The organism is Sphingomonas xinjiangensis (assembly GCF_014199255.1).
Classification (GTDB): Bacteria; Pseudomonadota; Alphaproteobacteria; order Sphingomonadales; family Sphingomonadaceae; genus Sphingomonas; species Sphingomonas xinjiangensis.
Map to the genome: position 1 here is coordinate 1 of NZ_JACIJF010000015.1, position 19,366 is coordinate 19,366.

General features: G+C 65.6%; 21 protein-coding genes. 9 read left to right on the top strand and 12 right to left on the bottom strand.

Annotated features, from left to right (window positions below):
• Nucleotides 1-322: 322 nt before the first annotated feature.
• On the top strand, nt 323-805 hold the full coding sequence (locus FHT02_RS17075) for an NUDIX hydrolase (RefSeq protein WP_184090520.1): 483 nt from the start codon (nt 323-325) through the stop codon (nt 803-805).
• 21 nt (nt 806-826) lie between these two features.
• Here FHT02_RS17075 and FHT02_RS17080 read toward each other — a convergent pair whose 3' ends face one another.
• Nucleotides 827-2,116: an L-fuconate dehydratase gene (locus FHT02_RS17080; protein WP_184090523.1), complete on the bottom strand. Its 1,290-nt coding sequence runs from the start codon at nt 2,114-2,116 to the stop codon at nt 827-829.
• Between the two features lie 247 nt (nt 2,117-2,363).
• Between FHT02_RS17080 and FHT02_RS17085 the strand changes: the two genes are divergently transcribed.
• Genes FHT02_RS17085 through FHT02_RS17095 form a run of 3 tightly spaced genes read left to right on the top strand, consistent with a single transcriptional unit; the run spans nt 2,364 to nt 4,446 of the window.
• Nucleotides 2,364-2,696, top strand: a complete 333-nt coding sequence (locus FHT02_RS17085) for an L-rhamnose mutarotase (RefSeq protein ID WP_184090526.1) — start codon at nt 2,364-2,366, stop codon at nt 2,694-2,696.
• The gene (locus FHT02_RS17090) at nt 2,693-3,721 is read left to right on the top strand and encodes an aldo/keto reductase (protein WP_184090529.1); all 1,029 of its coding nucleotides are present in this window, start codon (nt 2,693-2,695) and stop codon (nt 3,719-3,721) included. The genes FHT02_RS17085 and FHT02_RS17090 overlap by 4 nt, the downstream gene beginning before the upstream one ends.
• The gene (locus tag FHT02_RS17095) at nt 3,718-4,446 is read left to right on the top strand and encodes an SDR family oxidoreductase (RefSeq protein WP_184090532.1); all 729 of its coding nucleotides are present in this window, start codon (nt 3,718-3,720) and stop codon (nt 4,444-4,446) included. The genes FHT02_RS17090 and FHT02_RS17095 overlap by 4 nt, the downstream gene beginning before the upstream one ends.
• Here the strand turns inward: FHT02_RS17095 and FHT02_RS17100 are convergent.
• Nucleotides 4,443-5,225 (bottom strand): IclR family transcriptional regulator, encoded by a 783-nt coding sequence (locus tag FHT02_RS17100; protein ID WP_184090535.1) that lies wholly within the window; start codon nt 5,223-5,225, stop codon nt 4,443-4,445. The two genes, FHT02_RS17095 and FHT02_RS17100, sit on opposite strands and share 4 nt — an antisense overlap.
• 193 nt (nt 5,226-5,418) lie before the next feature.
• Here FHT02_RS17100 and FHT02_RS17105 point away from each other — a divergent pair, with 193 nt between their 5' ends.
• From FHT02_RS17105 to FHT02_RS17115, 3 genes are read left to right on the top strand one after another with little or no spacing between them, the layout of a single operon-like run.
• On the top strand, nt 5,419-6,222 hold the full coding sequence (locus FHT02_RS17105; protein ID WP_184090538.1) for an SGNH/GDSL hydrolase family protein: 804 nt from the start codon (nt 5,419-5,421) through the stop codon (nt 6,220-6,222).
• Nucleotides 6,223-6,277: 55 nt separating this feature from the next.
• Nucleotides 6,278-7,549, top strand: a complete 1,272-nt coding sequence (gene fucP, locus FHT02_RS17110) for an L-fucose:H+ symporter permease (protein ID WP_184090541.1) — start codon at nt 6,278-6,280, stop codon at nt 7,547-7,549.
• Entirely contained in the window at nt 7,546-8,313 is a 768-nt protein-coding gene (locus FHT02_RS17115) for an amidohydrolase family protein (RefSeq protein ID WP_184090544.1), read from the top strand. Before fucP ends, FHT02_RS17115 begins: the two co-directional genes overlap by 4 nt.
• 30 nt (nt 8,314-8,343) lie before the next feature.
• Here the strand turns inward: FHT02_RS17115 and FHT02_RS17120 are convergent, their stop codons facing one another.
• From FHT02_RS17120 to FHT02_RS17130, 3 genes are read right to left on the bottom strand one after another with little or no spacing between them, the layout of a single operon-like run.
• Nucleotides 8,344-8,829, bottom strand: coding sequence for a metallophosphoesterase family protein (locus FHT02_RS17120; RefSeq protein WP_184090547.1), 486 nt, complete (start codon nt 8,827-8,829; stop codon nt 8,344-8,346).
• A gap of 3 nt (nt 8,830-8,832) precedes the next feature.
• The gene (locus FHT02_RS17125) at nt 8,833-9,009 is read right to left on the bottom strand and encodes a hypothetical protein (RefSeq protein ID WP_184090550.1); all 177 of its coding nucleotides are present in this window, start codon (nt 9,007-9,009) and stop codon (nt 8,833-8,835) included.
• 58 nt (nt 9,010-9,067) lie between these two features.
• Complete coding sequence (locus FHT02_RS17130; protein ID WP_425506451.1) at nt 9,068-9,886, bottom strand: ferredoxin--NADP reductase; 819 nt, start codon at nt 9,884-9,886, stop codon at nt 9,068-9,070.
• Between the two features lie 223 nt (nt 9,887-10,109).
• Here FHT02_RS17130 and FHT02_RS17135 point away from each other — a divergent pair, with 223 nt between their 5' ends.
• Complete coding sequence (locus FHT02_RS17135) at nt 10,110-12,158, top strand: carbon starvation CstA family protein (protein WP_184090553.1); 2,049 nt, start codon at nt 10,110-10,112, stop codon at nt 12,156-12,158.
• The gene (locus tag FHT02_RS17140; RefSeq protein ID WP_184090556.1) at nt 12,155-12,340 is read left to right on the top strand and encodes a YbdD/YjiX family protein; all 186 of its coding nucleotides are present in this window, start codon (nt 12,155-12,157) and stop codon (nt 12,338-12,340) included. The genes FHT02_RS17135 and FHT02_RS17140 overlap by 4 nt, the downstream gene beginning before the upstream one ends.
• 36 nt (nt 12,341-12,376) lie before the next feature.
• Here FHT02_RS17140 and FHT02_RS17145 read toward each other — a convergent pair whose 3' ends face one another.
• From FHT02_RS17145 to FHT02_RS17170, 7 genes are read right to left on the bottom strand one after another with little or no spacing between them, the layout of a single operon-like run.
• Nucleotides 12,377-14,035 (bottom strand): ATP-binding protein, encoded by a 1,659-nt coding sequence (locus tag FHT02_RS17145; RefSeq protein ID WP_425506452.1) that lies wholly within the window; start codon nt 14,033-14,035, stop codon nt 12,377-12,379.
• Nucleotides 14,025-14,381, bottom strand: a complete 357-nt coding sequence (locus FHT02_RS22300; RefSeq protein ID WP_425506453.1) for a biotin carboxylase N-terminal domain-containing protein — start codon at nt 14,379-14,381, stop codon at nt 14,025-14,027. The genes FHT02_RS17145 and FHT02_RS22300 overlap by 11 nt, the downstream gene beginning before the upstream one ends.
• Before the next feature lie 27 nt (nt 14,382-14,408).
• Nucleotides 14,409-15,416: a biotin synthase BioB gene (gene bioB, locus FHT02_RS17150; protein WP_425506454.1), complete on the bottom strand. Its 1,008-nt coding sequence runs from the start codon at nt 15,414-15,416 to the stop codon at nt 14,409-14,411.
• A 17-nt stretch (nt 15,417-15,433) separates the two neighbouring features.
• On the bottom strand, nt 15,434-17,566 hold the full coding sequence (gene scpA / locus FHT02_RS17155; RefSeq protein WP_184090562.1) for a methylmalonyl-CoA mutase: 2,133 nt from the start codon (nt 17,564-17,566) through the stop codon (nt 15,434-15,436).
• Nucleotides 17,563-18,345 (bottom strand): enoyl-CoA hydratase-related protein, encoded by a 783-nt coding sequence (locus FHT02_RS17160; protein WP_184090565.1) that lies wholly within the window; start codon nt 18,343-18,345, stop codon nt 17,563-17,565. The genes scpA and FHT02_RS17160 overlap by 4 nt, the downstream gene beginning before the upstream one ends.
• Nucleotides 18,345-18,764, bottom strand: a complete 420-nt coding sequence (gene mce / locus FHT02_RS17165) for a methylmalonyl-CoA epimerase (RefSeq protein ID WP_184090568.1) — start codon at nt 18,762-18,764, stop codon at nt 18,345-18,347. The genes FHT02_RS17160 and mce overlap by 1 nt, the downstream gene beginning before the upstream one ends.
• Nucleotides 18,761-19,330 carry a hypothetical protein gene (locus FHT02_RS17170; protein WP_184090573.1) on the bottom strand — a complete coding sequence of 190 codons (570 nt, stop codon included), beginning with the start codon at nt 19,328-19,330 and terminating at the stop codon, nt 18,761-18,763. The genes mce and FHT02_RS17170 overlap by 4 nt, the downstream gene beginning before the upstream one ends.
• Nucleotides 19,331-19,366: the final 36 nt, after the last annotated feature.

Here is a 19,366-nt window from a genome sequence, read left to right on the forward strand (position 1 = left end):
TCATCTAAATCAACAATGTCAAAGAGCCGACAAAAACCGACGCCCAGTCGAACCCTACTTTCGTGGGGCCCCTTGGCGCCGTCTATGTGGTGACCTTCCGAAGCGCTCCGTTTCAGCGGTGCGCCCCGTCGGTGAGCAGCCATATATGGGGGGAGTTTGACGCCGTCAACGCCCCGCCACAACTTTCTGTCTTTTTTCCGCAACCAAACTGCAAAACCAACGGTTTTCTGCCCGTTCTGCCTGCATCACCGCGCGCCGCAGGGGCATCGGAACGGGTGAATCAAAGCAGAACCATCCCCGAATCGTGCGAATGAGAGGTCCCATGCCCAAGCGAAGCGCCGGAATCCTGCTCTACCGCCGGCTTGAAGGCGTGGTGCAGGTGCTACTCGTGCATCCGGGCGGGCCGTTCTGGCGCAACAAGGATGTGGGCGCTTGGCAAATCCCCAAGGGCGAGATCGAAGCGGATGAAGCACCGCTGCGCGCCGCGCTTCGCGAAGTGGCGGAGGAGATTGGCGTCGCCGTCGCCGGAACGCCCTGCCCGCTGGGCACGATCCGCCAGGCCGGCGGAAAGATCGTCGAAGCGTTTCTCGCCAAGCAGGATGTGGATGTCGCCGCGATCCGCAGCATCACCTTCGAGATGGAATGGCCGCCGAGAAGCGGCAAGCGCGCCGCCTTCCCGGAGGTGGACTCGGCCCGCTGGCTTGGACTGGATGAAGCCGAGGCGGTGATCCTGGCTAGTCAGCGGCCTCTGATCGACGCCGCGCGCAGGCTGTTGGAGAAGAACCAAGCGAGGCACCACAGCTAGCGGTGCCTCGCCATGAGGGCGTCAGGCTGCGGAAGCGCCCTGCCAGGTATAGGCCGCGATCGACTCCGGCTTCATTTCGATCGAGAAGCCCGGCGCCTGGGGCGGCATATATGCGCCGCCTTCCACCACGCACGGCTCGACGAAATGCTCATGGAGATGGTCGACATATTCGGCGACGCGGCCCTCGGTGGTCCCCGAGAAACACAGATAGTCGATCATCGACAGGTGCTGGACATATTCGCACAAGCCGACACCGCCGGCATGCGGGCACACCGCCAGCTCGTACTTGGCCGCCATCAGCAGCACCGCGAGGATCTCGTTGACGCCGCCCAGCCGGCACGCGTCGATCTGCACCACGTCGATCGCCTCGCGCATGATGAACTGTTTGAACAGCACCCGGTTCTGGCACATCTCGCCGGTCGCGACCTGGATCGGCAGCACCGCCTCGCGGATCGCGCGATGCCCCTCGACATCGTCGGGGCTGGTCGGCTCCTCGATGAACCAGGGTTTGGCGAAGGCGAGCGCCTGGACATGGTCGATCGCTTCGCCGACTTCCCACACCTGGTTGGCGTCGATCATAAGCTTGCGGTCAGGGCCTATCGCGTCGCGGGCGATGCCTACGCGGCGGATATCGTCCTCGAGCGAGCGGCCGACCTTGAGCTTCACATGGTTGAAGCCCTCGGCCACCGCCTCATGGCATAGCCGCGCGAGCTTCTCGTCCGAATAGCCCAGCCACCCGGCCGAGGTGGTGTAGCAGGGATAACCGTTGGCCTCGAGTGTGGCGAAGCGCTCCGCCCTGCCCGCCATCCGCTTCGTGAGCAGCGCCACCGCCTCGTCGGGGGTGATGCAATCGGTGATGTAGCGGAAATCGATCAGCCCCACGATCTGCTCGGGCGTCATCTCGCCGATCAGCCGCCACAACGGTTTGCCCTCGGCCTTGGCCCACAGGTCCCAGACAGCGTTGACCACCGCGCCGGTGGCAAGATGGATCACGCCCTTTTCCGGGCCGATCCAGCGCAGTTGGCTGTCGCCGGTGATGTGCCGCCAGAAACGGCCGGCATCTTCCTTGACCCAGTCGAGATCCAGCCCCTCGACGAGCGGCGCGAGCGCCCGGATCGCCGCACAGCAAATGTCGTTGCCGCGCCCGATGGTGAAGGTCAGGCCATGCCCCACCAGCCCAGGCTGGTCGGTCTCCAGCATGCAATAGGCGGCCGAGTAATCCGGGTCCGGGTTCATCGCGTCGGAGCCGTCGAGCTGCTGCGAGGTTGGGAAGCGGATGTCGACGACGCGAAGCTTGGTGATCTTGGTCATCGCGGCGTGACAGCCTTGAACCGGATATGCGCCATGTGCAGCATCGACTGATTGTCCCCTCATTGGCCGCTACCCCATGGCGCGGCATTTTGTCTTAATGTCACCGTAGTTCGCTAGTGCTCATTGTTTTCATATGTGTGAACAATGGCTGGCGCAAGCGCGTCGATATGCTATTCGCTCCCGTCACCAAGACCATGGCCAACATGGCTGACAAGGAGATTTCGATGCTCAAAAAGTTCGCACCACGATGAGCCGCCGGCTGTGCTTTGCGCTCGACCTGGTCGACGACGCCGCGCTGATCGCCGAATATGAAGCGCGCCATCGTCCCGGCGCGGTCTGGCCCGGGGTCATGGCGCATATCTACGCGCAAGGTTTCGAGGCGATGGAGATCTGGCGCACGGCCGATCGGCTGGTGATGATCGCCGATGTCGCCGACGATTTCCCCCGCGCCGTGACTCCGCCGCCTGAGAATGCGGCTTGGGAGGATCTGATGTGGAAGTTCCAGAAGCCGCTCGCCCATGCCGCCGCGGGCGAGAAATGGGTGCCGATGCAGCGCATCTTCAGCTTGGACGAACGATGAGCCTAGAACGTCGGCCTCTGGGTTCATCGGGTCTTCGGATCCCCGCGCTGGGTTTCGGCGCCGCGCCGCTTGGCAATTTGTACCGCGCGATCCCCGATGCAGAAGCGCGTGACACGCTGAAGGCAGCGCTCCACCGAGGCCTCGAATATGTCGATACCGCCCCGCATTATGGCCTGGGCCTCAGCGAGCGCCGGGTCGGTGATGTGGTCCGCGGGCACCAGGCGACGATCTCCACCAAGGTCGGGCGCATCCTGTTCCCAGCTCCCAACGCCAACACGGGTATGGAACGCTATGGCTTCCGCACGCCGATGCCGTTCGACGCACGCTTCGACTATAGCCATGACGGCATCCTGCGCTCGCATGAGGCGAGCCTTCAGCGCCTGGGGCTGGCACAGGTCGACATCGTCTACATCCACGACATTGGCCGGCTGACCCATGGCGACGCGCACCCGCACCACTGGCAGCAGCTGACGCAAGGCGGTGGGCTGCGCGCGCTCCGGCGGCTGCGCGACGAAGGCGCCGTCAAGGCGATCGGCGCCGGCGTCAACGAAGTCGCCATCTGCCTCGACCTGCTCGACCAGGCGCCGCTCGACGCCATCCTGCTGGCCGGGCGCTACACGCTGCTCGAGCAAGGCGCCCTCGACACGCTGTTCCCGCGTTGCGAGCAGACCGGCACGTCGATCGTGATCGGCGGCCCCTATAATTCCGGCATCCTGGCGGGCGGCGCGCAGCCGGTACGGCACTATGACTATGCGCCGCCCCCACCGGCAGTGCTGGACAAAGCCGAGGGTATCGCGGCGGTCTGTGCGCGCCACGGCGTGCCGCTTGGCGCCGCCGCCCTACAATTCGCCATGGCCCACCCGCTGGTGGCGAGCGTCATCCCCGGATTAGCAAGCGTGAAGGAAGTGCACGAAACCATGGACCGCACCGCACAGGACATCCCCGCCGACCTTTGGACCGAGCTGAAACAGGCTGGCCTGCTCGCCCCCCACGCTCCCACGCCCGTGCGGGAAGTAGCGGCATGACCGGACGGCTTGCAGGAAAGACCGCGCTGATCACCGGCGCGGGCCAGGGCATCGGCCGCGCCACCGCCGAGCTGTTCGCGGCCCAGGGCGCGACGGTGTGGATGACCGATCGCGACCCGGCGTTGCTTGAAGGACTGCCCGGCGTTCACCGCGCACTCAACGTACTCGATCCGGAAGCGATCCGGGCCGTGATCGCCGAAGCCGGCACGCTCGACATCCTGTTCAACTGCGCCGGTTTTGTCGCGGCGGGCACGATCCTGGACTGCGAGGAGGCGGACTGGTCCGTCTCGTTCGATCTGAACGTAACTGCCATGTACCGCACGATCCGCGCCGCGCTTCCGGCGATGGTCGCGGCAGGCCACGGCTCCATCGTCAACATAGCCTCGGTCGCCAGCTCGATCACCGGCGTGCCGAACCGCTTCGCCTATGGCGCCTCCAAGGCGGCGGTGATCGGCCTCACCAAGTCGGTGGCGTCGGATTTCGTCGCCAAGGGCGTGCGCTGCAATGCGATTTGCCCAGGTACCGTCGACACGCCTTCGCTGCACCAGCGCCTCCGCGACACCGGCGACTATGAAGGCGCCTGGGCCAGCTTCAAGGCGCGTCAGCCGATGGGTCGGGTCGGCGACCCGCAAGAGATCGCCGCCCTTGCCCTGTATCTCGCATCGGACGAATCCGCCTTCACTACCGGGCAGATCCACGTCGTCGATGGCGGCTGGACCACCTAGACCCGCCCGTCACCTTCGACCAGCTGGTCCGATATCCGGTCTGCGGCCTCCCGCACCAGAACCGCCGTGTCCTTGACCGAAGGCGATGGCTCCAGCTTCTTGAGATACGGAACGGTGAGCGCGGCCGCGGCGATGCCGCCGCGCATCACCGGCGCCGAAATGTCGGTCACGCCTGCCACGGACTGGCTGGGGGTGAGTTCCACATGCCGCTCCCGGACGCTTTCGGCATGGGCGCGGAACGCCGCGAGTTCCTCTTGGCTCGGCTGCGGGTCGAGCTGCGCTTCCCAGCGCCGTCGCACATCGGCTGGCTGAAACGCATACAGCACCGCGCCCGACGCGGCCTGCATCAACGGGCGACGATAGCCGACGCGGACCGAAAAGCCGAGCTGTTCGCCTGATTCCATCCGCGCCACCACCACCATCTCGCCCCGCGTGTGCAGCGCCAGATGGCACGATTGGCCTGCCGATGCGGCAAGCTCGCGCATGACCGGCAGCGCCAGTTCGATCAGGTTCCTGGTTCGCGGCTGCTGCATGCCCAGCGAGAACAGCCGGTCCGTCAGCCGGTACCCCTCGTTCGACGGGTCCGGCTCGATATAACCGCGATGTTCCAGCACCTGCACCATCCGGAACAGCTCACCATGCGAGCGCCCAAGGCTGTTGACGATCCGTGTCAGCGTCATCGGCCGCGGCTCGGTAGCCAGCAGCTCCAGGATATCGAGTCCTTTTTCGAGCGCCGGCGCCCGGTATTTGGGATCGACCTCCACTTCCCCCTTGTTCAAGCCCCTCTCCCTCTTGCTTTGCACCGGTGTATCCGCCCGCTCGCGATTAATGAAGGCCCGGATCGATTACCGGTGCAACGTTCACCAGTGAATGTTCTCTTTATCTGCGGATCATCTTGCGCGTAGAGTATCGCCGCTGGGTCAGATAAGTGCGGACCACAAACCGCATACAGCCCGCAGGAGAGCGATCACCATGGAACGGCACCCTTCCCTTTTCACCTGCGCGCTGCTCCTGAGCCTGGGCGCCACCCCCGTAGCGGCACAGACCCTGGTTCCGGGCGATCCGTACGCCGATGATCCCGTCGGCATCGTCGCCGATCCGTGCCCGCGTCATCCGCCCGTGGCGGGCCAGGACAGGCAGCTGTCGAACCTCCACATGCTTACGCGCGACTTCGGCCAGCTCTGCCGCTACCGCGACGCGAACGCCGCGCTGAAGGGCCAGCCGGTTCGCGTCGTCTTCATCGGCGATTCGATCACCGATGGCTGGATCGACAAAGACCCTGGTTTCTTCCGAAACGGCTTGGTCGACCGCGGCATCGGCGGCCAGACCACGCCGCAGATGCTGGTCCGCTTCCGCCAGGATGTTATCGACCTGCGCCCGCAGGCCGTGCACATCATGGCCGGCACCAACGACGTGGCTGGCAATACCGGTCCCGCGACCATGGAAACAGTGCAGGGCAATATCCGCAGCATGGCCGAACTGGCGCGAGCCAACGGGATCAAGGTCATCCTGGCCTCGATTCCTCCCGCCGGCGAGTTCCCTTGGGCCAAGGACAAGCGGCCGGTGCCGCAGATCGCGGCGATGAACCTGTGGCTGCGTGGCTACGCCGCGCAGAACCGCTTCACCTTCGTCGATTATCATCGGGCAATGGCGCTTCCGAGCGGCGCGATGAAGCCGGGCTTGGCGAGCGACGGTGTCCACCCAACGGCCCAAGGGTATGCGGTCATGGCGCCGCTGGCGCTGGCGGCGATCGCAAAGACGCTGGGGCGCAACTGATAACCATGCCGACGTCCAACAATCGCGGCCGCATCACAGAACGAGGAACACACGCATGACCGAGACGAGCCGCCGGACCAAGCGGGCCGCGCCGCTGCCCTTCGTCCTGATCGTTGCACTGTTCTTCCTGTGGGGTGTCGCGAACAACCTGAACGATGTGCTGATCGCGCATTTCAAAAAGCTGTTCACACTGACCGATCTGCGCGCGGGGCTTGTTCAGTCGGCCTTCTACCTCGGCTATTTCTGTCTCGCGATCCCCGCGGCGTTGTTCATGCGGGCAAAGGGCTATCGCGCCGCCGTGCTGCTCGGCCTCTGCCTCTACGCACTGGGTGCCTTGCTGTTCTGGCCTGCCGCCAGCGCGCAGAGCTACCCCTTCTTCCTGACCGCGCTGTTCGTCATCGCCAGCGGCCTCGCCTTCCTCGAAACCTCGGCCAATCCGCTGATCGCGCGGCTGGGCTCGCCTGAGACCGCGTCGCGCCGTCTCAATCTCGCCCAGGCGTTCAACCCGCTCGGCTCGATCGCCGGTGTGGTCCTCGGCAGCCAGTTCATCCTCTCAGGCGTGGAAATCTCGCCCGAACAGATGGCGGCGATGACGCCCGACGCGCTGACCAGCTTCCGCGCTGCTGAGGCTGCCGCGGTGCAGATGCCGTATCTGGTGATCGGCGTCGGCGTGCTCCTCTGGGCGCTGCTTATCCGCCTCACCCCCTTCCCCGCCGTCGCCACCGATCGCGAAGTCGAGGAAGGCGTCGGCGCCGGCAGTGATTTCGCCGCACTGTTGCGCAATCGCCGCGTGCTCGGCGGCGTGGCCGCTCAGTTCTTCTATGTGGGGGCACAGGTCGGCATCTGGAGCTTCCTGATCCGCTATTCGCAGGTCGCCGTCCCCGGCACGACTGAGATCGAGGCGGCCGGCTACCTCACTCTTTCCCTCGTGCTGTTCATGGTCGGGCGCTTCGCCGGCGCCGCGCTGATGAGCCGCCTGCCCGCGCTCCTCCTCCTCGCCGGCTTCGCCGCTACGGCGGGCCTGCTCTGCATCGTCGCGGCTCTGGTCGGCGGCCAGGTGGGGATCGGCGCGCTGGTGCTCAGCAGCTTCTTCATGTCGATCATGTACCCGACGATCTTCGCTGAATCGGTGCACGGGCTCGGTCCGCGGACCAAGTCCGCCTCCGCGCTGCTCGTCATGGCGATCGTCGGCGGCGCGGCCTTTCCCGCTATCATGGGCGTCGTCTCGGACGCGAGCGGATCGATGGTCAACGCCATGCTCGTGCCGGCGCTCTGCTTCCTGGTGGTACTGCTCTTCGCATTGCGCTCGCGGCGGCGCGCGGCATGATCGACGCGCATGTCCATGTCTGGCAGCTTGGCCGGCATGGCTGCACGTGGCCGACGCCGGATCTTGCGGCGATCCATCACGACTTCACGCTGGCGGAGTATCCGGGAGCGGCTGAGGGGCTGATCCTGGTCCAGACACAGGAAGATCCGCGCGACACCGCCTGGCTCCTCGATCTTGCCGCGGACCCCCGAGTGCGCGGCGTAGTCGGCTGGGCCGATCTCGAGCATCCGGACAGCATCCCCAATCACCCCAAGCTGAAGGGCCTTCGCCCAATGGTGCAGGGGCGCGAAGCGGACTGGTACGACCGTCCCGAGCTGGCCACGGGCTTCGTGGCGATGGAAGCTGCCGGCCTGGTGCTCGACGCGCTGGTGCGTCCGATGCATCTGCCCTCGCTCGCCCGCCTGGCCGATCGCCACCCCGATCTGACGATCGTCATCGACCATGCCGCCAAGCCGGATTTCACGGACTTGAAGGGCTGGAGCGCAGACATGGCGGCATTGGCCACGCGGCCAAATGTCGCCTGCAAGCTGTCGGGTCTGCTGACCGAACGCAGGCCCGGCGATACCGATGACGCGCTTCGCCCAGCCGTCGACACCGTCTGGCGACACTTCGGCCCCGCGCGCCTCTTGTGGGGCAGCGACTGGCCGGTCGTCACCCTCGCAGCGCACTATGACGAATGGCTGGCGCTGGCCCGCAACCTGGTGCCGGCCGAACATCACGACGCAGTTTTCCGCGCTAATGCCGAGCGCCTGTACCGCCTCTGATCGGCGGAAGAAGCGTTTCCGGCTAAGCCCTCAGGAGCCCAGCAGCGCCGTCAGCTGCACCGGCGCAAAGCCATGAACATCCACGCCGACATCGAACTGCCGCGGCATCTGCTTCAGCCGGCCATGGCTATGCCCATGCAAGTTGATCGCCCCTTTGTGCTGCCCGTTCCAGGATCGGAACGGGTAATGGCACAGCACCAGCCTGCGCCCATCCAGCTCAAGTTCGCGATAGTCGCCGACGCTCGCCCAGCCCCCGGCTTTGAGCACGGCATCGGGATCGTTGTTGCCGCGAATCAGATGCTTGGTGCCGTTCAGCTGATCCAGCAGCGCGGGCACGTCGCTCGCCTTGCGCGCCACGTCGCCCAGGTGCCAAACTTCGTCACCGATTGCGACCGCCGCGTTCCACCGCGCGATCATCAGCGCGTCCATCTGAGCCGTGTCGGCAAAGTCGCGCTTCCAGATGTTGATCGTGCGGTGGTCGCCGAAGTGCGTGTCGGCGGTGAAGAATACCGCCAAGGATCACCCGGTGCCGGGTTGAGCCGTCTCGGCCGCTTCGCCGCTTTTACTCAGCTCACCGGCCGGAAGAGACCCTTGCAGCGTTCCGTCACCGACTTCGGCATGCGCGTCGTCGGTCGGCGCGCCGCTATCGTGGTGAGTCTCGTCGGCTAGCGACTTGTCGTCCTTGGGATCACTCACGGTCGCGTCTCCTGTCGGCTGTTCGCTTCAACAACCGCCAGAAGCCGCAAAAGGTGCCTCAGCCGACGAAGGCGCGTTCCACCACGAACTCGCCGGGATCATTGCGGGTGCCCTCGTTCATCCCCCAGCCTTCCAGGATCTCGATCATGTCCTTGTTGAAGGCGATCGATCCGCAGATCATGAAGCGGGTGTCCGGCCGGTCTTCGACGGTCAGGTTCAGTTCCTCGCGGAACGTGCCTTCGCGGATCAGGTCGGTGATCCGCCCCTTGCGGTGGAAATCGCCGCGCGTGACCGTCGGGTAATAGGTGAAGCGATCCTTGAGCAGCTCGCCGAAGATCTCGTCTGTACGGATCTCTTCCTCCAGGAAATCGCGATAGGCGAGCTCCTCGGACTGGCGCACCGTGTGCGTGATGATGATCTGCTCGAACTTCTCGTGTGTTTCAGGATCGCGCAGCACGCTCAGGAACGGCGCGAGACCCGTGCCCGTGCCTACCATCACCAGCCGCTTGGCGGGCTTCAGTGCGTCGACCACCAAAGTGCCGGTCGGCTTGCGCCCCAGGAAGATGTGATCGCCGGGCTGCAGATGCTGGAGCCGCGACGTCAGCGCGCCCTCCTGCACCTTGACCGAGAAGAATTCGAGATGCTCTTCCCAGGCCGGGCTCGCCACCGAGTAGGCGCGCAGCAGCGGTTTGCCCTCGGGACCCATCAGCCCGATCATGATGAACTCGCCCGATTGGAAGCGGAAGCTCTGCGGTCGCTTGATCCGGAAGGAGAACAGGCCCGATGTCCAGTGATGGACCCAGGTAACTTCCTGCACGTCCAGACCCCGCTTCGCGCCGATTTCGCGCATCTGCTCCAGGTCGACCGTCTCGTTCACGTCTTGCTCCCGTATATTGGTTCGATGGGCCGGACGAAGGCCCGAAAGGATTTGATCGCGCCCCTTGACAGGTTTTGCCGCGCCCCACGACCCTTTTGCACGCGGACACAGCTAAGAAAAACTTGTCCGTCATGCCCGGTCGCGCGGAAAAGGCAGGAAAACCAGCCATTCCGTCAATCGCGGCAATGGGATAGCATCTCGGCCGGCAACAGGGGAAAAACACGTGACCATCGGCAGGATCGGCTGGATTCTTCTGGCGTTGCTCGGCGCCGTCGCGCTCGGCATCGTCGCAAGCGCGCGGGGCGAACCCGTCAATGCCGTATGGATCGTCGTCGCGGCGGTCGCGGTCTACCTCATCGCCTACCGCTTCTACGCGCTCTACATCGCAAAGAACGTGCTCCAACTCGACCCTTCCCGCCCCACCCCGGCGGTGCGCCACGGCGACGGGCTCGACTTTGTGCCCACCAACCGCAACGTCCTGTTCGGCCACCATTTCGCCGCCATCGCTGGCGCCGGCCCGCTGGTCGGCCCGGTGCTCGCCGCACAGATGGGCTATCTGCCCGGCATGCTTTGGATCCTGGCCGGCGTCGTCGTCGCTGGCGCGGTGCAGGACTTCATGGTCTTGTTCCTCTCCATGCGACGCGACGGGCGCTCGCTCGGCGAACTGGTCCGCATGGAAATGGGTCCAGTGCCCGGCAGCATCGCGCTGTTCGGCGCGTTCATGATCATGATCATCATCCTGGCGGTGCTGGCGCTGATCGTCGTGCGCGCGCTTGCCGGCAGCCCCTGGGGTCTGTTCACCGTCGCCGCGACCATTCCGCTCGCCGTGGTGATGGGCGTCTATATGCGCTGGATTCGCCCCGGCCGGGTCGGCGAGGCGTCGATCATCGGCCTGGTCGGGCTGATCCTCGCCATCGTCTATGGCCGTGCCGTCGCCGAGAGCGCGACGCTCGCTCCCTGGTTCACGTACACCCCCGTGCAGCTCTGCTGGATCCTGATCGGTTATGGCGCGGTGGCCTCGCTGCTGCCGGTCTGGCTGCTGCTCGCCCCGCGCGACTATCTTTCGACCTTTCTCAAGATCGGCGCGATCGCCGCGCTCGCGGTCGGCATCATCATCGTCGCGCCGCCGCTCCAGATGCCCGCGCTCACCAAGTTCATCGACGGCAGCGGCCCGGTGTGGTCGGGATCGCTCTTCCCGTTCCTGTTCATCACCATCGCGTGCGGTGCGGTGTCAGGGTTCCACGCGCTGATTGCCAGCGGCACCACGCCCAAGCTGATCGCCTCCGAAGGCGACGCCACCTTCATCGGCTATGGCGCGATGTTGATGGAAAGCTTCGTCGCGATCATGGCGCTGGTCGCCGCCTCGGTGATCGAGCCCGGCATCTACTTCACCATGAACAGCCCGGCGGCCATCCTCGGCACCGACGCCGCGAGCGCCGCCGCCGCGGTCAGCGCGATGGGCTTCCCCGTCACGCCCGAGCTGATCACCAGCACGGCGGCCGATGTCGGAGAGACCACAATCATCTCGCGCGCAGGCGGCGCGCCAACCCTCGCGGTCGGCATGGCGCACATCTTCAGCCAGCTGATCGGCGGCAAGGCAATGATGGCTTTCTGGTACCATTTCGCCATCCTCTTCGAGGCGCTGTTCATTCTGACCGCGGTCGATGCCGGAACCCGCTCCGGCCGCTTCATGCTCCAGGATCTGATCGGGCTGGCGGTGCCAAGCTTCCGCAACTCCTCCTCGTTCATCCCCGCATTGGTCGGCACGCTGGTCTGCGTCGGCGCCTGGGGCTTCTTCCTCTACCAGGGCGTGACCGATCCCCTGGGCGGCGTGAACACGCTGTGGCCGCTGTTCGGCATCTCGAACCAGATGCTCGCCGCCGTCGCGCTGATGCTCGCCACTGCCGTGCTGTTTCGGATGAAGCGTGAGCGGTTCGCCTGGGTGACGATGATCCCCACCACCTGGCTCCTCGCCTGCACCGTCACGGCGAGCCTCTTGAAGCTGTTCTCAGCGACGCCCGCGGTCGGCTTCCTCGCCCATGCCAATCGCTATTCGGACGCGCTGGCGGCAGGCACCCTGCTCGCTCCGGCGAAAACCGCTGACGAGATGCGGCGCATCATCACCAACGACTATATCGACGCGGCGCTCTGCGCGCTGTTCCTGTTCGTGGTGCTCTCGATCCTGTTCTACACGATCCGGACCTGCCTCGCCGCGCGCCGCATGGCCGAGCCAAGCGTCCACGAACTCCCGCTGGTGGCGGCGGCGGAATGATCCGCCGCCTCCTCGCGCGCGCCGCCGAAACGGCCCGGCTGATGATCGGACAGCCGCCCTATGAGGCGTACTGCACCCACATGGCGCAGACGCATCCCGGTGAGCCGGTGATGACCCGCGCCGAATTCTTCCGCAACCGCCAGGATGCCCGCTTCAACAGCCGCAATGGGCGGTGCTGCTAATCTGAAATCCGCCCCCGCCAGAGGGAGGATCCGGGGTCACTCGAACTCGAGGATCGCGGCGTCGACCGCCAGGCTGTCGCCGGCCGCGAAGTTTGCCGCCTTCACAACCCCTGCCCGCTCGGCGCGCAGGATATTCTCCATCTTCATCGCCTCGACCACGGCAAGCGGCTGGCCCGCCTCCACCTTGTCGCCCGGCGCGACGTTAAGCTGAGTGAGCAGCCCCGGCATCGGCGCCAGCAGGAACTTGGACAGGTCGGGCGGCACCTTCTCGATCATGTGGTGTCGATACTGCGCCACGTGCGCGGGCAGCACCTCCACGCGGTGGGTCGCGCCTCGCGCAGTCAGCAGCCACGCGCTGCCCTTGCGGGACACGCCCACTGTCAGCGGCTCGTCATCGATCCGCGCCACGAACAGCGGTTCACCTGGGCGCCATTGCCCCACCAGGCTTATCGCCTCGCCCGCGCCGGTCACCAGCCGCTCGCCCTCATGGCTTTCGACCTTCAGCGCAAAGCGTTCGCCATCGATCATCACCACCCGCTCGGATGATCCGAGCACCGGCCCGTTCAGTTGGCCGGAGATCATCGCGGCACGGTGGCTGCGCTCCAGGTCGATCACCGCCGCCGCAGTCGCCAGCTTACGCTTGAGTTCGGGCGAGGCCGGCGCGCCGGCGAACCCGTCCGGATACTCTTCGGCAATGAAACCCGTCGTCAGCGCACCGGCACGAAAGCGCGGATGCTGCATGATCGCCGACAGGAAATCGATGTTATGCCCGATCCCGTCGATCCGGAACCGGTCGAGCGCCGCGACCTGCCGGTCCGCCGCTTCCTCGCGCGTTTCGCCATAGGTGATCAGCTTGGCGATCATCGGATCGTAGAACATCGAGATTTCCGATCCCTCGGTCACCCCGTCGTCCACCCGCACGCCGTCACCCTCGCGTGGAGGCAGGTACCGGACCAGCCGCCCGGTGGAGGGCAGGAAGCCCCGATACGCGTCCTCGGCATAGACCCGGTTCTCGATCGCCCAGCCGGTCAGCGTCACGTCGTCCTGCGTGAAGGCAAGCGGCTCGCCCGCCGCTACGCGGATCATCTGCTCGACCAGGTCCAGCCCGGTCACCAGCTCGGTCACCGGATGCTCGACCTGGAGTCGCGTGTTCATCTCGAGGAAGTAGAACCCCTCCCCGCTCGTGTCCGCGCCCGACACGATCAGCTCGACCGTGCCCGCCGAATAATAGCCCACGGCCCGCGCCAAAGCCACCGCCTGCTCGCCCATCCGCTTGCGCATCTCGGGCGTGACGAAGGGCGACGGCGCCTCCTCGACCACCTTCTGGTGCCGCCGCTGGATCGAGCATTCCCTCTCGCCCAGATAAACGATAGTGCCGTGCTGGTCGCCCAGCACCTGGATCTCGATATGGCGCGGCTGCTCGATGAACTTCTCGATGAACACGCGGTCATCGCCAAAGCTCGCTAGCCCCTCGCGCTTGGTCGCTTCGAAGCCTTCGCGCACATCCTGCTCGGACCAGGCGAGCCGCATCCCCTTGCCGCCGCCCCCGGCCGAGGCCTTCATCATTACCGGATAGCCGATTTCCGACGCGATCCGCACCGCATGCTCGGTATCGTCGATCTCGCCGACGAAGCCCGGTACGACGTTGACCCCGGCTTCCTTGGCCAGCTTCTTGGACTCGATCTTATCGCCCATCGCCGCAATCGCCGCCGGCGGCGGGCCGATAAAGGCGATCCCCGCCTCCGCGCACGCCCGCGCACGCCCGCGCAAAGCTCTCGCGTTCCGAGAGGAAGCCATAGCCGGGATGGATCGCATCCGCCCCGGTCTCCTTGGCGGCCAGCAGGATCAGCTCGGCCTTGAGGTAGCTTTCGGCAGCCGGCGCCGGCCCAAGCCGCACGCTCTCATCCGCCATCCGCACATGCGGCGCCCGCGCGTCCGCATCCGAATAGACCGCAACCGTGGCGATCCCCATCTTCTTGGCGGTCTGCATGACACGGCAGGCGATCTCACCACGATTGGCGACCAGGATTTTCTTGAACACGCTATTCCTCTCCCAGCTGCGGCTTCTTCACTCGGCCGCTTGCAGTTCCGTCTTGCGCTCCGCCGCCATCGGCGTGAGCCCCAGCCGGGCGAACAGTGCCGCGTCCTTGTCGTCGCCGGCATTGCCTGCGGTCAACAGCTTGTCGCCGGTGAAGATCGAGTTCGCACCGGCCAGGAAGCACAATGCCTGCGCCGCATCGCTCATGCTCTCGCGCCCGGCGGACAGCCGCACCATAGACTCCGGCATGGTGATGCGCGCCACCGCCACGGTTCGCACGAACTCGATATCGTCGATCTTGGCCAATGGCGTGTCGGCCAGCATGTCGCCCAGCACCGTGCCCTTGACCGGCACCAACGCATTGACCGGGACGCTCTCCGGATGGCGCGGCAGCGTCGCGAGGGCGTGGATGAAGCCAACGCGATCCTCGCGCGTCTCCCCCATCCCAACGATCCCGCCGCAGCACACGTTGATCCCGGCGTCGCGAACATGCTCCAGCGTGTCGAGCCGCTCCTCGAAGGTTCGCGTAGTGATCACATCACCATACCGCTCGGGCGAGGTGTCGATATTGTGGTTGTAGTAATCCAGCCCGGCCTCGGCGAGCATCTGCGCTTGGGTCGGCGTCAGCATGCCCAACGTCATGCAGGTTTCCATCCCCATCTGGCGCACGCCCTGCACCATCTGGATGATCGCGGGCATGTCGCGGTCCTTGGGGTTGCGCCATGCCGCGCCCATGCAAAAGCGCGAGCTGCCATTGTCCTTCGCCTGCGCGGCCGATTGCAGCACCGCGCGCACGTCCATCAGCTTGGTCGCTTTCAGTCCGCTTTCCGAATGCACCGACTGTGAGCAGTACCCGCAATCTTCGGGGCATCCGCCGGTCTTGATCGACAACAGCGTCGACATCTGCACTTCGTTCGCCGCGTGGTTTGCCCGGTGCACCTGCGCGGCACGGAACAGCAATTCGGTGAACGGCAGGTCGAACAGCGCGGCAATTTCCCCGCGCGTCCAGTCGGTACGAACAGGGCTTCCCTCGATCACAGGGGTAACGAACGCATTCATTCGGCAGCTTCTCCAAGCGGGGGCAGGTTGTGCCCCAGCAATCGCAACACTTCGGCGGCGGCGTTCACCAGATTGGTGCCCGGTCCGAAGATCGCCTGCACGCCGGCCGCGCGCAGGAATTCATAGTCTTGGGGCGGAATGACGCCCCCGGCAACTACCTTGATGTCGGCGCGCCCGGCTTCCTTCAGCCGATCGATCAGCTCGGGGATCAGCGTCTTGTGCCCCGCGGCCAGGCTGGAGGCACCAACCACATCGACGCCGCGCTCGATCGCCAGATCGGACGTTTCCGCCGGCGTCTGGAACAGCGGACCCGAAATCACCTCAAACCCCAGATCGGCGAACGCGCTCGCCACCACATTTGCGCCACGGTCGTGCCCATCCTGCCCCATCTTGGCGACCAGCACGCGCGGCTTGCGTCCGGTGCGACGCTCAAATGCGGCGACGCCATCCAGCGCCCGCAGCCAGCCGGCATCCGCCGCATGCGCCGGGCCATACACACCCTTGATCGGTGTAACCCCAACAGCGTGCCGCCCGAACGCCGCTTCCATCGCCGCCGACATCTCGCCAAGGGTACAGCGCGCTCGCGCCGCCTCGACGCACAGCGCGAGAAGGTTCCCACCACCTTGCGCCCCACGCCGCAAATTGCCCAGCGCTTCCTCGGCCTTGGCTTGATCCCTTTCAGCCCGAGTCCGCTCGATCCGCCGGATCTGGTCCGCACGAACCCGCGCATTGTCGATGTCCAGGATGTCCATCGGCGCCTCTTCGGCCAGCCGGTATTTGTTGACGCCGACGATCACGTCCTCGCCGCGATCGACCCGCGCCTGACGCGCGGCGGCGGCGCGCTCGATATGTTCCTTGGGGAAGCCCTTCTCGACCGCATGGATCATTCCACCCGCGGCTTCCACTTCCTCGATCAACGCCCAGGCCTTCTCGGCCAATTCGCTGGTCAGCGCTTCGACATAATAGCTGCCGCCCAGCGGATCGACGACGTGCGTCATGCCGGTCTCTTCCTGCAGGATCAGCTGCGTATTGCGCGCGATCCGGGCGGAGAAATCGGTAGGCAACGCAACGGCTTCGTCGAGACTGTTGGTATGCAGGCTCTGCGTGCCGCCGAACGTCGCCGCCATCGCCTCCACCGTGGTGCGGATGACGTTGTTGTACGGATCCTGCTCCTGCAACGACACGCCCGAGGTCTGGCAGTGCGTGCGCAGCATCTGGCTACGCGGCGAGCCGCCGAAACCGGCGATGATCCGGCTCCACAGCGTACGTGCCGCGCGGAGCTTCGCGACCTCCATGAAAAAGTTCATGCCGATGCCGAAGAAGAACGACAAACGTCCTGCGAACGCGTCGATATCCAGCCCACGGTCCATCGCCGCGCGGACATAGGCCATGCCGTCGGCCAGCGTGAAGGCCAGCTCCTGCACCGCCGTCGCCCCGGCCTCGTGCATGTGATAGCCCGAGATCGAAATCGAATTGAACCGCGGCATGTGCTGCGCGGTATAGGCAATGATATCCGCGACGATCCGCATCGATGGCTCGGGCGGATAGATGTATGTGTTGCGGACCATGAACTCCTTGAGAATGTCGTTCTGGATGGTCCCGGTGAGCTGGTCCTGCCGCACTCCCTGCTCTTCGGCCGCGACGATGTAGAAGGCCAGGCACGGCAGCACCGCGCCGTTCATCGTCATGCTGACGCTCATCTCGTCCAGCGGGATGCCGTCGAACAGGATCTGCATGTCGGCCAGCGTATCGATCGCAACGCCCGCCTTGCCGACATCGCCGGTGACGCGCGGATGGTCGCTGTCATAGCCGCGATGGGTGGCCAGGTCGAAGGCGACGCTCAGTCCTTTCTGCCCCGCACCCAGGTTGCGGCGGTAGAACGCGTTCGATTCCTCGGCGGTCGAAAAGCCAGCATATTGCCGGATCGTCCATGGCCGGCCGGCATACATGCTCGCCTTCACACCGCGGGTGAACGGCGCGAAGCCCGGCAGGCCGGGATCGGGCGCATCCTCCTGCGTGTACAGGGGTTTGACCGCGATACCTTCCGGCGTGTGCCAGGTCAGGTCAGCGTCGCGCACTTCCTTTGCGGCAAGCTTCGCCCAGGCATCGAGGTCGGCTTTGTCGGTCACTGGCCCTTGAACTCCGCCTTGCGCTTCTGAAAGAACGCCATGCCGCCCTCCATCGCATCCGCCGTGCCCCGCGCGGCGCGCTGGTTGTCGGCTTCCAGCGCCATCGCCTCGCCATAGCTGGAGGACAGCCCGGCATGCAGTTGCTGCCGGACCATGCCCAGCGCTAGCGTCGGCCCCTTGGCCAGCCGCGCGGCGAAACGCCATGCCTCGGCCTCCAGCATGTCGTCATGCACCACCTGGTGCACCATGCCCCAGTCGCGCGCCTTTTCGGCCGAAACGCGCTCGCCCAGCATCATCATCTCCAGCGCCCGTGCCCGACCGATCAGCCGGGGCAGGATCCAGCTTGCACCGCCATCGGGCACCAGCCCGATATTGATAAACGCCTGGAGGAAGTAAGCGCTGCTCGCCGCGATGCAGAAATCGGCTGCCAGTGCCAGGCTGCACCCGATCCCCGCCGCAGGCCCACGCACCGCGCTCACCACCGGCACGCCCAGTTCAGCGATTGCCAGCAGCGTCGGATGGTAATGCTCGGTCAGCGCCCCGTGCGCCGCCGCGCCGGGATCATCGCCACCTACCGCCGCACCGCCGACATCCGCGCCCGAACAGAACGCCTTGCCCGCGCCAAGCAGCAGTACCGCGCGTGCACCCTCCAGCGCGCCAAGCGCCGCACGGATTTCGTCGAACATCGCCGGCGGCGCGGCATTCATCCGCTCCGGCCGATTGAGCGTGATCGCCAGCACGTCGCCACGCCGCTCAGTGAGGAGGTGTTCGAAAGCCATCAATGCGCGCCCTTCGGCGTTTCCATGATCTCGGTCAGCACCCCACCCATGTCCTTGGGATGGACGAAGAAGATCAGCGTGCCATGCGCGCCGATCCGCGGCTCGCCGAGCAGCCGGGCGCCCTTGCCTTCGAACCATGCCTTGGCTTCGAGGATGTCGGGCACTTCATAGCAGAGATGATGCTGCCCGCCCGCCGGGTTCTTGGCGAGAAAGCCGTGGATCGGCGATGCTTGGCCCAGCGGCTCGATCAGCTCGATCTGCGTATTGGGCGTGTCGACGAAGCACACCCGCACGCCCTGCGCAGGCAAGTCGAAGGGCTCACTGACGCCGGTCGCGCCGAGCACATCTCGGTACAGCGCCACCGATGCCTCGATCGAAGGCGTCGCCACGCCGACATGGTTCAGCCGTCCCAGCTTCATGCCTGCACCATAGGGGTTTTGGAGAGCGACGCGCGCATGCCATCAAAATCCTGCTGCTGGACCAGCTTGGTCTTGCCGAACGTAACAATCACCTGCACCACTACAGTTTCGTTGGCGCCGATAGCGATCTCCATCGGATCGGACCGACGGTTCTGCACCTCGGTCTCGATGACGTGCCGTCCAGGCGTGAGGGACAAGGCCGCGAAGCGCGGGCTCTTCAGCTGGGTGCGCACCGCACCATCGACAGACACGTCGACTCCCGCTGCCTTGCCGATGAACCCATGCCGATACACGATCAGGCGACCGGTGCCGTCGGAAAGCGGCCGCAAGGCGGCTTCCCGTGTCGCTGCATCAGCTATCGGCACCCGCCTGTTCCCGGCCAGGGCCATATAGATCACGCTAACCACGACACCGAAGCTTAGCCCGATGAACCATGTGTTTGTGGTCTTGTCTGCGGGGACGCCTGCGGCCGCCTGGAAGAACGCCAGCGACGCGGAGGTGACAAACGCCACGCCGCCCATAATCAGGCCCATGATGATCTGTTGGCGCAGTGACAGCTTCTTCATGGCCGCGCTCCAGCCATGCAAACGTGACCCGTCACT